This window comes from Sphingobacterium sp. GW821-FHT03E03 (assembly GCF_059420745.1).
The window spans coordinates 1-14900 of sequence record NZ_JBWKUH010000005.1 but is presented as its reverse complement, the minus strand read 5'-3'; the positions used below and the strand labels follow the sequence as shown (position 1 = coordinate 14900).

11 protein-coding genes are annotated in these 14900 nt (G+C 35.4%); 7 read left to right on the top strand and 4 right to left on the bottom strand.

The window, feature by feature from the left end; translation table 11 throughout:
- Positions 1-2200: 2200 nt before the first annotated feature.
- The gene (gene nadB / locus AC07UV_RS07865; RefSeq protein ID WP_495183269.1) at positions 2201-3793 is read left to right on the top strand and encodes an L-aspartate oxidase; all 1593 of its coding nucleotides are present in this window, start codon (positions 2201-2203) and stop codon (positions 3791-3793) included.
- Between the two features lie 5 nt (positions 3794-3798).
- Entirely contained in the window at positions 3799-4305 is a 507-nt protein-coding gene (locus tag AC07UV_RS07860) for a gamma carbonic anhydrase family protein (protein ID WP_495183268.1), read from the top strand.
- Between the two features lie 55 nt (positions 4306-4360).
- Here AC07UV_RS07860 and AC07UV_RS07855 read toward each other — a convergent pair whose 3' ends face one another.
- The 4 genes from AC07UV_RS07855 to apaG all read right to left on the bottom strand — a co-directional run bounded on the left by AC07UV_RS07855 (position 4361) and on the right by apaG (position 10685).
- Complete coding sequence (locus AC07UV_RS07855) at positions 4361-5959, bottom strand: Ig-like domain-containing protein (protein ID WP_495183267.1); 1599 nt, start codon at positions 5957-5959, stop codon at positions 4361-4363.
- Positions 5960-6117: 158 nt separating this feature from the next.
- Positions 6118-7977: a tRNA uridine-5-carboxymethylaminomethyl(34) synthesis enzyme MnmG gene (gene mnmG, locus AC07UV_RS07850; protein WP_495183266.1), complete on the bottom strand. Its 1860-nt coding sequence runs from the start codon at positions 7975-7977 to the stop codon at positions 6118-6120.
- Between the two features lie 93 nt (positions 7978-8070).
- On the bottom strand, positions 8071-9936 hold the full coding sequence (locus AC07UV_RS07845) for an ABC-F family ATP-binding cassette domain-containing protein (RefSeq protein WP_495183265.1): 1866 nt from the start codon (positions 9934-9936) through the stop codon (positions 8071-8073).
- Positions 9937-10298: 362 nt separating this feature from the next.
- A complete protein-coding gene (apaG, locus tag AC07UV_RS07840; RefSeq protein WP_495183264.1) occupies positions 10299-10685 on the bottom strand; it encodes a Co2+/Mg2+ efflux facilitator ApaG/CorD in 387 nt (128 codons plus the stop codon).
- 148 nt (positions 10686-10833) lie between these two features.
- Here apaG and AC07UV_RS07835 point away from each other — a divergent pair, with 148 nt between their 5' ends.
- The 5 genes from AC07UV_RS07835 (at position 10834) to AC07UV_RS07815 (ending at position 14864) form a co-directional block, all read left to right on the top strand.
- The gene (locus AC07UV_RS07835; protein WP_495183263.1) at positions 10834-11544 is read left to right on the top strand and encodes an SAM-dependent methyltransferase; all 711 of its coding nucleotides are present in this window, start codon (positions 10834-10836) and stop codon (positions 11542-11544) included.
- A gap of 217 nt (positions 11545-11761) precedes the next feature.
- Complete coding sequence (locus AC07UV_RS07830) at positions 11762-12517, top strand: alpha/beta hydrolase (RefSeq protein ID WP_495183262.1); 756 nt, start codon at positions 11762-11764, stop codon at positions 12515-12517.
- A gap of 19 nt (positions 12518-12536) precedes the next feature.
- Positions 12537-13022 carry a hypothetical protein gene (locus tag AC07UV_RS07825; RefSeq protein ID WP_495183261.1) on the top strand — a complete coding sequence of 162 codons (486 nt, stop codon included), beginning with the start codon at positions 12537-12539 and terminating at the stop codon, positions 13020-13022.
- Entirely contained in the window at positions 13012-14112 is a 1101-nt protein-coding gene (locus tag AC07UV_RS07820) for a Nif3-like dinuclear metal center hexameric protein (protein WP_495183260.1), read from the top strand. Before AC07UV_RS07825 ends, AC07UV_RS07820 begins: the two co-directional genes overlap by 11 nt.
- Positions 14112-14864 (top strand): zinc ribbon domain-containing protein, encoded by a 753-nt coding sequence (locus AC07UV_RS07815; RefSeq protein ID WP_282251448.1) that lies wholly within the window; start codon positions 14112-14114, stop codon positions 14862-14864. Before AC07UV_RS07820 ends, AC07UV_RS07815 begins: the two co-directional genes overlap by 1 nt.
- Positions 14865-14900: the final 36 nt, after the last annotated feature.

Below are 14900 nucleotides of genomic sequence, written 5' to 3'. Positions count from 1 at the left end.
TTTAGATAAAAAGTCTTTTATAATCCCGTTTTCTAATAAAATAAGAAAGTAAAAATTATATATAGAAAGCTAGGAGGTTTGTTCTATTTATAAGGTAAAAATTCAACTAAATAAAGGCCGTAGGAATAGAATATTCATAGGAAAAATCAATAAATTGGATTTTATTCAAGCCTAACAGGCTTTGCCTATTAAACAAACCCCTTATGGATAAACTATTCGATATAATAAATAGAAAATAGGCTTATATCGGAATCTAGAACGCTCAAAAAAACTATTCCTCACATAGAAATGAATTAAGAGTTTAGAACAATGTATTCCTACTAAAGCGTCTACTAATACATTCCAATTAACTCAGAAATATATAGAAAAGATAGCGATTTCTATGCTTTCTATCAATGTAAAGGAATATCATTTAAAAAATTTCTATATAATTAAATATAAATCATATATAAAATTATATTACAATAACAATACTAATATAATTTAAAATAGTATAAAATATTATTATAATTAACTATTGTAACTTCTAAAGTCTCTTATAGGTTCTAAGAATTTAATAATTTATAGCCATCAATCCTACAATAAAAATAATCCAATCATAAAGCCTTTAGAACCCATTTTTTGGCACAAATAAACTCTTTTAGAATTGACCAAATTTAATACTTTAGAAAGTATATAACTCTATTGCATTCATAGAGACTTTATTTTAAAAATAAACTCCTTGAGATTGCCATAAAAAATATACAATATTTAATAGTGGCATTCATTAAAAGCTAAAGCACTTAAATTTTCCATTTCCAAAAATGCCCAATCGATACTGGGTCGCAAATATAGTAAGAATGTTCATTTCTCAATAAATTTTTTTAAAATAACACAATCGCACTCAATTTCATTCTTCTACTATGAAATTATGCTCGAATCAGCAAATACGCGGTTATACAATTCGATTAGCATATTTCAAATACCATTTAGAATCTATTAGCAATTTTAAAAAAAAATCCAATGGAAAATATTCAATTCTAATCGCTTCTATTTTACAAAAATTTATAATAAAGCCGCTGAGAATAGCATAAATACCAATAAATACTCCAAAAATTTGAATATCTCAAAGAAATCGCTAGTAGATCGCCATTAAATAGGTTTTTTCAAAATTTTCAATCCTATAAAACTACTTTTTTGAAAATAGTCGATCTCAAAATAAATTCTGCTTGTCTTAAAGCCAGTAGGAATCCAATAAAACGTCAAAATTATACTAACGAATCCTTTATTTGATTCTGAGACTGTGCAAAATTTCAAATTTCAAAATATAGAAATCTCCCAAAATTACGTTTGAAAATTCGATAAAAAGTCCTAGCCTAAACTATTTTAAACTTAGTAAACCAAGAATATTCCAGAAAAAAATAAAATATTAAAGCGAAAACGACCTAAATTAACAAATTTTTCCATTTAAAATGAATTTAAACGCATTAAGGCTCAGATGGAATACGAATAAAGTTATCGGAAGTGAAATATACAAGTCTAATAGGCTCAAAAACGAAATTCCAAAATAAAAAGCATAAAAATGCCAACACAAACTCTTTTATAATCTCATAAAATCTTGTTTTTAAAATTTTTAAAAAAATATTCAATTCTAAAGAGCTCAAAAATCCCTCAAGAATTTAATTTCCGAAAATAAAGCCGTTTAGAATTCGATATTTCAATAGGGGAGTTAATCACTTCCAAATATCGTAACCTAAAAAGGTTTGATTCGATATTGACAAAACTAAACAAAGATTTTCGAACGTATTCCACAATCTTCTTTTTCAATAAATACTAATATTTTAAATTAAAGAATCTCTTATTGTTTATTAAGGTGTGGAAAAGTGGTATAAATTGATTTGAATCTATTTTGAATTTAGGTTTTTATAGAGTTTTCAACAATTTTTCAACAGAAATTTGCTATTAAAGAGCTGATTTTTAAAATTCTAATTTTTCTTGTTTTTTATTTTCCATACTTTTTTGTTGAATAGTTAGTGTTCGTAAAATGTGGAAATCTATCAATTTTTTTGCGGAAAAATAATTGGAATTCGTAGTGAAAGTAGGGGATTTGTGGAATGTTAAATACTTTTCATTTTTATTTAACCTTTTATTTACACGTTTTCCACATTTTTCGTTAATTTGAACCATCACTTTTGGGGATAGTTTGTGAATTTTAAAATATATGGCAGATAGAAAGGTAGATTTTTTGGTCATTGGATCAGGTATTGCCGGATTGAGCTTTGCATTAAAAGCTTCTAAATTTGGTAAAGTGTTGATAGTCACTAAGTCCAATGAGGATGAGTCTAATACAAAATATGCGCAGGGGGGAGTGGCTGCCGTTGTGGATAAGTCAGACAGCTTCGAGAAGCATATCATTGATACTCAGATAGCTGGTGATGGTTTATGTGATTTGGAAATTGTGGAAAACGTAGTTAGAGAGGCGCCGGATCGGATTGCCGAACTTATTTCGTATGGCACCTCATTTGACAAGGAGGAATCTGGGGTATATGACCTAGCTAAAGAAGGGGGGCACTCAGCTCATCGTATTCTCCATTATAAAGATATAACAGGTTACGAAATAGAAAGAGCGTTGTTGGTACAAGCACACAACGATCCTAATATTGAAATGGTTACTCATTATTTTGCTATCGATTTGATTACCCAGCATCATATGGGGGAGTATGTTGATAAGAATAGGGAAGATATTACCTGTTATGGTATCTATGCATTTGATACCTCATCGCATCTTGTAGACAAGATTTTGAGTAAGGTGACTGTTATGGCATCTGGTGGTGCGGGGCACGTGTACTCAAGTACAACTAATCCGACTATCGCTACTGGGGATGGAATAGCAATGGTTTACCGAGCGAAGGGAAAGGTGCGTAACATGGAATTTTTGCAATTTCATCCTACCTCATTATATAATCCGAAAGATTCACCTGCTTTTTTGGTTTCGGAAGCCGTTCGTGGTTTCGGAGGGATCCTTAGAAGGATAAATGGTGAGTCTTTTATGGAGGAATATGACGAAAGGGCATCTTTGGCTCCAAGGGATATTGTTGCGCGTGCTATAGATGCTGAAATGAAGAGGTCAGGTATAGATTATGTGTATTTGGATATTACACATAGAGATAAGAAGGATATTATTAAGCACTTTCCAAATATTTATGAGAAATGTCTTTCTATAGGATTGGACATGGCTACAGACTTTATACCGGTCACTCCGGCTGCCCATTATTTATGTGGTGGAATTTATGTGGATGATTTTGGACGAAGTAGCATACGTAATCTGTATGCCTGTGGAGAGTGTTCATCGACTGGATTGCATGGGGCAAATCGATTGGCCTCTAATTCTTTGCTTGAAGCGCTTGTATATGCTCATAGGATCTTTTTGGATGCTACAAAATCCATTGGAGCTATAAGCCATGTTTCCGATGTCCCCGAGTGGGATGACTCTAAGACCTCCCTTTCTAATGAGGATATTTTAGTTAGTCATAATCTGCGCGAATGCCAAAAAATCATGAGTGATTATGTTGGTATTGTTCGGTCAGACTTTAGATTAGAAAGGGCACTCAAACGCCTACATTTGTTATATGAGGAAACAGAGGAATTCTATCGTAATACTCGGCTTTCTGTGAAGCTTTGTGAACTACGGAATGTGATCCAGGTCGCTTATATCCTAACCAAGTCGGCTATGCTTAGAAAAGAAAGCAGGGGCTTGCATTATACAACAGATTATCCACAGCATTCAGATATATTACAGGACACGATATTTTAGTAGATATGGCTCTTATTTTACCTGTTTTAGATAAGTCTCCAATGATAGCAGAGGAGTGCTTTTTGGCCCCCAATTCGACCATTGTTGGTGATGTAGAGATTGGACACCATTGTTCGGTTTGGTTCAATGCGGTAATTCGCGGGGATGTTAATTATATTCGTATAGGTCATTATACCAATATCCAAGACGGCGCTGTTATCCACTGTACTTATAAAAAATGCGGAACTACCATTGGTAATTATGTTAATATTGGCCATCAGGCTATGGTGCACGGATGTGTCGTAGAAGATCATGTTCTGATCGGGATGGGCGCTATAGTAATGGATAATGCGGTGGTAGAGTCCAATGTAATTATTGCAGCTGGCGCTGTTGTTTTAGAAAATGCCCGTTGTGAATCGGGGTATTTATATGCTGGAGTTCCTGCAAAAAAAATAAAAGCGCTGACTGATGAACAGAAAGCGCTTTTACAGCAGCTACCACATAACTATGTATTATATAGTTCTTGGTTTTAGCTTAAACGTATTAGCAATAGTTTTTTTTCTTGTTTTTTTACAATTAGTCTCAATTTTATTCCTTTTTGAGTCCACTTAATGAAAAGCTATCTTTTTGTTCCCAGTTTGCACGTATCGTGAAAACCTTATTTAGGTAGACAACAGGCTCAGGGAAAGTCTTCTTCTCAACATCTCCGGTATCCCATATTCCATTATTATTGTCATCGCGAATGACACGTATGGTATATTTTCCTCCCGGAAACTGTTTGTAAGCTACTGATGGATTAAAACTATTGATCTTATCTATTCTATATATCTTATCTTTTTTCTCATTAATCAGTTCGACCAAGTAGGTTGTATTGCTATCCAGATCCGTAAAATCAAATATTAGATCCCCATAGTTTTCACTATCATCGTAAGTCATATCGAATTTTTTCTCTTTATTTTGTTCCCCAAAATATCCTGTTATGGCACCTTCTGTAAATTCTATCTGATATTTTTTCTCTTTTCTCCAATTATAACGGATATGGTAAATATTGGAGTCATTTGTATCCACTGCCAATTGATAGTTTGTTCTTATAAGAGAATCTTCTTTGAACTTCAACTTCGCTTTATCTATATTTTTTATCGGGGTAAAAGCTGATACCTGAAGGTGATTGATCCTATCCACTTTACCATTATTTGGTGTAAATTGTGGGTCTATAACTTGTTCTATTTTCACATTTCCTCTTCTGACAAGAATAGTATCCAAAGGTTTCTCATCTTCTGTTAGAACGAGTTTGAGTGAGTCTATTTTTAAGTTGGGAAGAAACAACGTCGCAGAATCGGAACTCTTCGAGAATCGTACTATTTTATCCTTGTTATTGACTTCATCGTTCAGAATATTAAGCTTTGGTTTATCCACTCTTCTATTGAAAATGAGCAGCACACTTCCATTTTTCTCAAATTTCTTTTCCTGCGTGCGGAATTTTTTTGGAACAGCTTTGAATACTTCTAGATTGATATTGGTAAGGTCCCGTTCTAATACGATGGAATCTTTCAAAAAGCCTATTTCTTCATCGGGTGCATTATAGATCCGATCATTGTTCTTTTCTTGGAGAGCATATATACGATATGTTCCTTCACGAAGGTTATTTAGTTTGTAGTTTCCAGCAGTATCTGTTATTGTGAAAATATTGGCTTTCTTTTTTCCAAAAATAGAATCCTGGCTTGTGGGTATTAGAAGAACTTTAACTTCTTTTAATACTTCTTTTGTCATCGCACTTTTTACATTTCCTGATATACTGAGCGAATCAATTTTATCGCCTGTTGCAAATACATAAGCATAATTTACTAAGGCATTCCCTGCATTATAATCTACAAGGCCCTTACCGAAGTAGATACTATAGGTTGTATTTTTTTCCAGTGAATCTGGTAAGGTGATTTCCAGATTTTTTTTCTTTACTTTGAATTGGGGATTACTTCCCATATCCGGTGTGATACTAAATTCCTTTTGCTGATTGGCCAGCTTGACATACTCATCAAAAGTAATAACGATTTTTTTTTCGGTAAAATTCTTCGAAAAGTTCGTAGGACTTTCCATCAGAATTTTTGGAGGAATAGAGTCTTTTGGTCCTCCTGTTGGCTGCTGTATACTTGCACATTGTATTGACAAGCCAATAAGCATTATAAACATGCTTAAAATAAGTAATCTCGTTTTTAAGCTGCTTTTTAGCCTTTCTGAACTACTTTTATTACTTTTTAAAGAAGTTGTCATAAAAAATAGAATATTGTCTTAAATCGCTTATTTTAAGCTTGTTTATTTTTATTTATAATTATCTGTAAATCAATTAATTAACTCATGTGTACCATCAAAACACTGATATCTGATGGTGATACACCCGAAATTCGAGAAGCTTGACCTAATGTTCTAGGTTTGACCTTCGCTAATTTTTGTCTTGCTTCAATTGATAGTGAAGTTAGTAAACTATAATCGAAATCAGGATTAATTTCTCTATCTTCCATCTTCTTCATGCGATTGACTATTTCTATTTCTTTTTCAAAATAGCTCTCGTATTTCATATTAATTTCTGCCTGCTCTATTGTTTCATTATCAAATTGGGAAACATATTGAGCAAAGGCTTCATCGCCTTTGATGATATCTTGGATGCTAACCTGTGGTCTGGCTAGTACATTACTTAAACGAGTTTTTTGAGCAAGTGCACTGGATCCAACTTCTGCCAATACCGTATTCATCTTTTCAAGATTCGTCGAATTCTGTTTGAGGTATTCAATGATGTTATTGGAGTTATCTATTTTATCTTGCACTTTCTTTAGTCTCTCTTCTCCAACTAATCCTAGTTTATAGGCTAGTGGTGTAAGACGGATATCGGCGTTATCCTGACGAAGTAATAAACGGTGTTCTGCTCTAGAGGTAAACATGCGGTAGGGTTCCTCTGTTCCTTTTGTAACAAGGTCATCTACTAATACACCAATATAAGATTCGGATCGTTTTAAAATAAGTTCTTTATCATCATTGATACGTTGATGAGCGTTTATACCGGCAAGGAATCCTTGTGCCGCAGCTTCTTCATAACCCGTGGTACCATTAATTTGCCCAGCAAAAAATAGATGTTTTACCAATTGGGTTTCTAATGTCAGATCGAGCTGCATTGGTGGAAAATAGTCATATTCTATTGCATATCCCGGACGATACATCTTTGCATTTTCAAATCCGGGTATAAGTTGTAGTGCTTTTAGCTGTACATCTTCTGGAAGTGATGTGGAAAATCCGTTTACATAAATTTCCACTGTTTTGAAACCCTCCGGTTCCACAAAGATATGGTGTCGCTCACGCTCCGCAAAGCGATTGATTTTGTCCTCTATTGAGGGACAATAACGGGGACCTAAACCTTTAATTCGTCCAGTAAACATTGGTGATTTTTCGAAGCCCGTACGAAGCATCTCATGTACCTTATCGTTGGTATATGTAATCCAACAACAGCGTTGTGCTGTTGGCATCTCTACATCTGTATAGGAGAATCTTCCTTTCTTTTCATCACCCCATTGTTCTTCCATGAGACCATAGTTAAGACTACGGCCATCAATTCTTGGTGGAGTACCGGTTTTCATTCTACCTGATTCGAAGCCCAGTGAAACGAGCTGTTCCGTCAGTCCTGTAGCAGCCTTCTCTCCTGTTCTACCACCACCAAATTTTTTGTCACCGATATGGATTACGCCATTTAAGAATGTCCCGTTTGTTAGGACAACAGCATCCGATTCAATTTCTATTCCCATAGAAGTGATGACTCCACATGCCTTTCCGTTTTTAACGATTACCTCTTTGACGGTATCTTGCCACATATCTAGATTTGGCAGAGATTCTAATTGTAATCTCCACTCCTCTGCAAATCGCATCCGGTCATTTTGTGTACGTGGACTCCACATCGCTGGACCTTTTGAAAGATTAAGCATGCGGAATTGAATTGTTGATTTATCTGCAATGATACCTGTATATCCTCCCATTGCATCTATTTCTCTTACGATTTGTCCTTTTGCTACACCACCTATAGCGGGGTTGCAACTCATTTGAGCTATCACACCCATATTCATTGTAATAAGCAAAGTGGAAGAACCCAGATTAGCTGCTGCTGCTGCTGCTTCACATCCGGCATGCCCTGCACCTACTACAATTACATTGTATTTTTTAAACATCTCTATATCCTTGTTCCACGTGAAACGTGGCTTTTTATTTGTTTACAAATTTACTCTTTTATCTACGTTCCACGTGAAACTCAATTGAAAATTTTACATAAAATCTGCAAGATATAACCATCGTTCCGATTTTTGGTCTATCTTATCTTGCATAGTTTTGATCTCCTCTGCTAATGTTGAAAGCTTAACATGATCTGTTAATTGATTTAATTCTTCAGTCTTTGTCTTTACCTGTAGTTCGAGATTTTCTATTTCTGTTTCCAGTTTATTGTATTCAAGTTGATCCTTGTATGAGAGCTTTTTCTTTTCCTCTTTTACCTCGGGTTTAGCTTTGTCTTGACTATTTTTCTTTTGTTTTTCCTTTTCTAATTTTTGGATTTCGTCTTGTTCTGATTTAAAGTCGGCATAGTTTCCATTATAGATACGGATCTTACCTGTTCCCTCAAATATGAAAAGTTGATCTGTCAACTTATCCAATAGATATCTATCATGGGATACCAATATAAGTACGCCCCTATAATTATCAACGAAATCTTCTAATACATTTAATGTGTCAATGTCCAGGTCATTGGATGGCTCATCTAGTATAAGAAAATTAGGATTCTTCATTAATACCCGCATCAATTGAAGACGCTTTCTTTCCCCACCACTAAGTTTGTTGACAAAACCAAATTGCTTCTCTGGAGGAAACAAAAAGTGTGTGAGTAATTGAGATGCTGTAATCACTTCTCCATTTGCCATCTCAATATAATCAGCAACATTTTTTACAACATCAAGTACACGATCATTTTCATTTACTTCAAGTCCCCCTTGCTTATAGTATCCATATACAGTGGTCTCTCCTACTGCTATGATTCCGGCATCTGGAGTTTCCTCTTTTGTGATAAGATTTAAAAAGGTTGATTTACCAGTTCCGTTTTTTCCCGCTAGACCTATACGGTCACCTTTTTTGAATGTGTAAGAAAAATCTGTTATGATTTCTTTCGCTCCATAATGCTTGGATACATGTTCTAGTTCAAGAATTTTAGAACCCTGTCTACTTACTTTTACACTAAGCTGAACAGAATCATTTCCTTTTATTGATTTGGATTTTTCTTCGAGATCGTAGAAAGCTTCGATGCGGGATTTTGATTTCGTACCTCGTGCCTGAGGTTGACGCCGCATCCATTCCAATTCCTTGCGAAGTAGATTTCTGCTCTTCTCGACCATGACCGCATCGATAGTTTCTCTATCTGACTTCTTCTCCAGAAAATAGGAATAGTTCCCTTTATAAATGTAAAGATTACCCCTATCCAGTTCTCTGATTTCTGTACATATATTATCCAGAAAGTAGCGGTCGTGTGTGACTAAAAGGACTGTCTTGCTACCAGTGGTCAGCAACTTTTCTAACCATTCAATGGTTTCTATATCCAAGTGATTGGTTGGCTCATCTAGTATATATACATCCGGCTCGTCTATCAAAAGTTTGGCCAGTGCGAGTCTTTTACGTTGTCCCCCGGAGAGACTTTTTATGTCCTGCTGAAAGTCCATAATATTTAAACGATTTAAAATCGTCTTTATATTATGCTCATATTCCCAAGCATTCAATGAACTTATTTTTTCAGTAAGATCTTCTAATTTTTTTTGATCAATATCAGTACTTTCAAGAAGTTCTTCATATTCCCTGATTAGACGTTGCTGATCGTTGTCTGCACTATATATAAAATCATTGATTGATTTTAATCCTGTGAAATCAGGATCTTGTTCGAGAAAGCCTATTTTTATACCCTTTTCTTTGACAACTTTTCCTGATGTTGGCAAGGTACGATCCGCTAAAATAGATAGCAATGTTGATTTGCCTGTACCATTTATTCCGACCAAAGCCACCCGCTCTCCTTTTTGGAGTCCGAAGTGTAAATCTCTAAAAAGCCACCTATCATGGAAGGAATGGCTTACTTGTTCTGTAGCTAAAATACTCACGTTATATCACCCTAAAATTAATTTTAGTCATTTTAATACAATAAAATTCCATTCAAGAATTTATTACCCCTGATGGTTTTTTAATGTATTGAAAATCAAGTAATTGTATTGTTATATTTGATTTTCAATTATTTATATATTGAATCAATAATCTTTGTTGATTGCTGACTAATTAAATCTATTGGATGGCTTTCTATGCTATGTTTAACTAGGGGCTGAGGAACAAAATTATCCTGTTCAGCATAATCTCAGTAACAAGTTGATTTAGAATGCATGCAAAAATAAAGAAATAGTTTCTTATTCGATGCGAAAAAAGCTTCGTTGTGTGATAAATCGGCAATAATGATATTACCTTGATAAACTTAATTCAATGCATAATCCGCAATCAGATTGAAACGTGGTATTTCAACCTGGAAACTGCTATTATCCAAAGAACGGATCATATTGTAATGACCTTCCATGAAACCAAATTCACTGTTGAGATTACATCCCGAAGTATATTGATGTACTTGGCCCGGTTCGATAACAGGCTGCTCGCCTACAACACCTTCTCCCGACACTTTCCTATAGTCGCCTTTTGCATCAAATATTTTCCAGTAACGAGTGATCAATTGTACCGTGTAATCGCTCAAATTTTCTATGCTAATGTGATAAGCAAACATAAAATGTTCACGGTCGGGATTAGAATACTCCGATTGATAGATGGTTTCAACCGAGATTTTTACGCCTTCTGTAATTTGTGTGATCATTTGGATGATGTTTATTGTTGCAACAAATACTTATGCTAAAATACTAATAATGAGTTTAAAATTCGCAAACTTAATCAATTTTAACGGTTAAATTATGCTAAGTTTAAAATTACTATAGCCAAATGGTCGTTAATTAGTAGGTTTGTATATGGCAAAAGGTATATTATATTTAATTCCCGTTCCTTTGAGCGATGCTGCTGCATTCCAATCTTTTACTCCTTATTTGGTTGAGACAATCAATACATTGGACGAATATATCGTGGAAAATGAAAAGACGGCGAGAAAGTTTCTCAAACTGGCAGGATTAAAAATTCCTCAAAGTGAATTGACGATACATGATTATGGTAAACATGCGCGGGACAAAGGAAATATCAATGATTTTTTCGAGGGATTGAAGCAAGGAAAAAATGTAGGATTGATGTCGGAGGCCGGCTGTCCGGGAGTAGCGGATCCCGGTGCTTCTGTGGTTGCTCGTGCTCATCAGCTTGGGATAAAAGTGGTACCGTTGGTTGGTCCCAGTTCCATCCTATTAGCACTTATGGCTTCCGGATTTAGTGGACAGAAGTTTGCTTTCCATGGCTATTTGCCGATTGATAAAAATGAGCGTGCGAAGAAAATAAAAGATCTAGAGCTACAATCTATGCGCGAGAAGCAAACTCAGATATTTATTGAAACACCTTTTCGAAACAACCATCTTCTCGAAGATATTCTAAAAAACTGTAAATCCAATACCCAGCTTTGCGTAGCCTGTAATGTGACTTCCACTGACGAGTCTATAAAGAGTCTAACCATTGCTGATTGGAAAAAACAGAAAGAAGATTACCATAAAAAACCAACAATATTTTTGCTTTATGTCTAATAAGTTGTGTTGAGTTCTCCCCTACCCTGCTTTATCTGTTAGGGCAGTTTTAATATGAAATCTATCTTTAAACAAGTATAAAGCTAGATGTAGTTTTATGAGTAATTACTCACATACATCGTTTTCGACTGCAAAATGGAAAACGCTTATTGGAACATAGCAAATTGTTGAGTAGATTTAGGAGGAGTGACGTGTTAATTTGACTAAACATAATGTAATGAAATTTAATAAATTAGGTTATTTTATATTATTTTTTTCATTAGTTGTAGGCTTAAAATCTGTTTATGCACAGCAAACTACTTATGTTATTGTTCATGGTGCTTGGGGTGGCGCCTGGCAATTTAAAAAGACAGCAAATGAATTAGAAAAAGAAGGACATAAAGTATACCGTCCTACACTAACCGGTTTGGGAGAACGTTATCATTTAGCGGATACTTCTATTCGTTTACAGACCCACATCAACGATGTTGTCAATACGATATTATTTGAAGATCTTCGAGATATTGTATTGGTTGGACACAGCTATGGTGGAATGATAATAACGGGTGTAGCAGACAGTCTTCCGGATAGAATAAAAAAATTGGTATATTTAGACGCCATCCTTCCTGATAATCAGGAATCGGTCTTGAGTTTGATGGTAAAGCCAGGGGACAATGGTCTTTTGAAATTTGAGAAGGAAGGTTTTATTATTCCATTTTGGGTAAAAGACGAAAGTAAGTTTCCGCGGGACGTCCCCCACCCTTTGAAAACGATGACTGATAAAATCAGTTTAAGAAACCCAGAAAGGGAGAGAATTCCTGCTACTTATATCTTGACCTACGAAGAAGGTAAGGCAATGGACAAAGATGACTTTTATCCATTTTACGCGAAAGCTAAACAACGTCATTTTAAAATCGTTGAATTGGTCGGAGATCATAATCCGCAAATAAAAAAGCTGAAAGAATTAGTAGATTTGTTATCACAGGAAAAATAAATAAGAGCAAGATATTTCAATGACGCAGGAAGAATTAGTAAAAGAATTAAATAAGCCCGAAGTACTCTATACAATCTTAGGTCTAGTAGCGATACGGATTATTATTTGGTTGTTATTTGCGAATACTATTCGCAGAACTTTAAGCTTGATCGCAGCGGAAAATAGATTGATGACACCCAATCAATCTTGGTTGGTCGCGATTCCATTAATCAATATTTATTGGAATTTTCAGGTCGCCTCTCGACTGAGAGATTCCCTCATTAATGAGTTCTATGATCGTAAGATAGCTGTAGAGGAAAACCCAACCTTTCGGAAAGGATCGTTATATGCGTGGATTTATTTGGCGACAAATATCCCGCTACCTATTTCTATTTCAGGGGTACTGGTCATCTTGCACTTTGTCACATTGGCTAACTATTGGTTCAACATCAGTGCGAACCGTAGAATTTTAGAAGAACACGATAAATTTAGAGAAAAGGAGGTGATTATAAACGATGAAAATTAAAGCAGTTATTCAATACTTGGAGCAGCTGGCTCCATTGGATTTGCAGGAATCTTATGATAATGCCGGACTTATCGTAGGCGATGCAAATCAGGAGATTACCAAAGTATTAATTTCGTTGGATTGTACGGAGGATGTTGTACAGGAAGCGATCGAAAAAGGATGTAATTTAATTATTTCACATCATCCCATTGTTTTCAAAGGCTTAAAAAAGTTCAATGGCAAGAATTATGTGGAACGCACTGTCATAAAAGCTATTGAAAATAAAATTGCGCTATATGCGATACATACCAATCTGGATAACGTCACTGGCGGGGTCAATTCAAAGATAGCAGATAAACTTGGATTGGTTAATCAGGCTATATTGGAATCGAAACCCAGTGTATTGCGCAAGATGGTTGTGTTTGTGCCAAGGAGCCATGTAGAAGAAGTCAGGACTGCATTATTTGATGCTGGAGCTGGTCACATTGGGAAACATTATGATCAATGTAGTTTTAATACTGCAGGTTATGGAAGTTTCAGACCTTTGGCGGGATCTGAACCTACTATTGGCGAAATAGGAACACAGGAACGTGTTGAAGAAACACGGATCGAGGTGATCTATAGACGTTCAATTGAAAGAAAGCTGCTTTTGGCGCTTTATGAAGCGCATCCTTACGAGGAGGTGGCTTATGATCTTTTCGATTTGCAGAATACGACAGTGGAAATTGGAGCTGGGATGATAGGTAATTTACTCGAACCCATGGATGAACGGGATTTTTTAGCTTATTTGAAGGAAAATCTTAAACTAAACGTTATTCGCCATACAGCACTTCTTGGTAGAAAAGTCAGCAGAGTAGCTGTTTGTGGTGGCGCAGGAGGTTTTTTATTAGGTGCAGCAAAACGATCTGGAGCGGATTTTTTTGTGACAGCTGATTATAAATACCATGAATTTTTTGATGCCGAGGGTGAAATTATCATCGCGGATACGGGACATTTTGAGAGCGAACAATTTACGCAAGAATTATTGTACGACATTATTACGAAAAAATTTCCTAACTTTGCAACCTTAACAACAGAAATAGATACAAATCCTATAAAATACTTCAGTTGATGGAACAAACCGTAGAACAAAAATTGAAAGCACTATGGCTTTTACAAGCCGTACATACTAAAATAGACAAAATTCGCCAGGTTCGTGGGGAATTGCCTATGGAAGTTGCGGATCTTGAAGATGAGATTGCGGGTTTAGAAACTCGTATTGAGAAGATCAGAACAGACTTAGACGATTTAGAAGATTCGATCGTTAAGCGTAAAAACATGATTAAGGATGCACAGGCTGCTATCAAAAAATATGAGTCGCAGTTAAATGAGGTAAAGAATAATCGTGAATATGACGCTATTTCGAAAGAAATTGAAATTCAAGGTCTTGAGATTCAGGTTTGTGAAAAGAGAATCAAAGAAGCTGAGTTCGAGATTCGTAACAAAACAGAAAACTACGATGCTACAGTAGGTAACCTGGAGTATAGCAAAAGCGAACTTGAGGGGAAAAAGAAAGAATTGGAAACAATTACTTCTGAAACCCAAAAAGAGGAAGATGCTTTATTAGCTAAAGCTGCTGAAGCGGAAGCTAATATTGAGGAGCGTTTGGTAAAAGTTTACTACCGCTTACGTAATTCTTTCAAAAATGGTTTGGCGGTCGTTTCTATCGATCGTGATAGCTGCTCAGGATGTCACAATAAAATTCCGGCTCAGATGCAATCTGAGATTCGTCAACGTAAAAAAATCATTATCTGCGAACATTGCGGTCGTGTTTTGGTAGACGAAGGTATTGTATTGGAAATCGAACAAGAATACGGTTTTTAATCTTCGATAATAGAATATAAGCCCTGCTCAACAGCA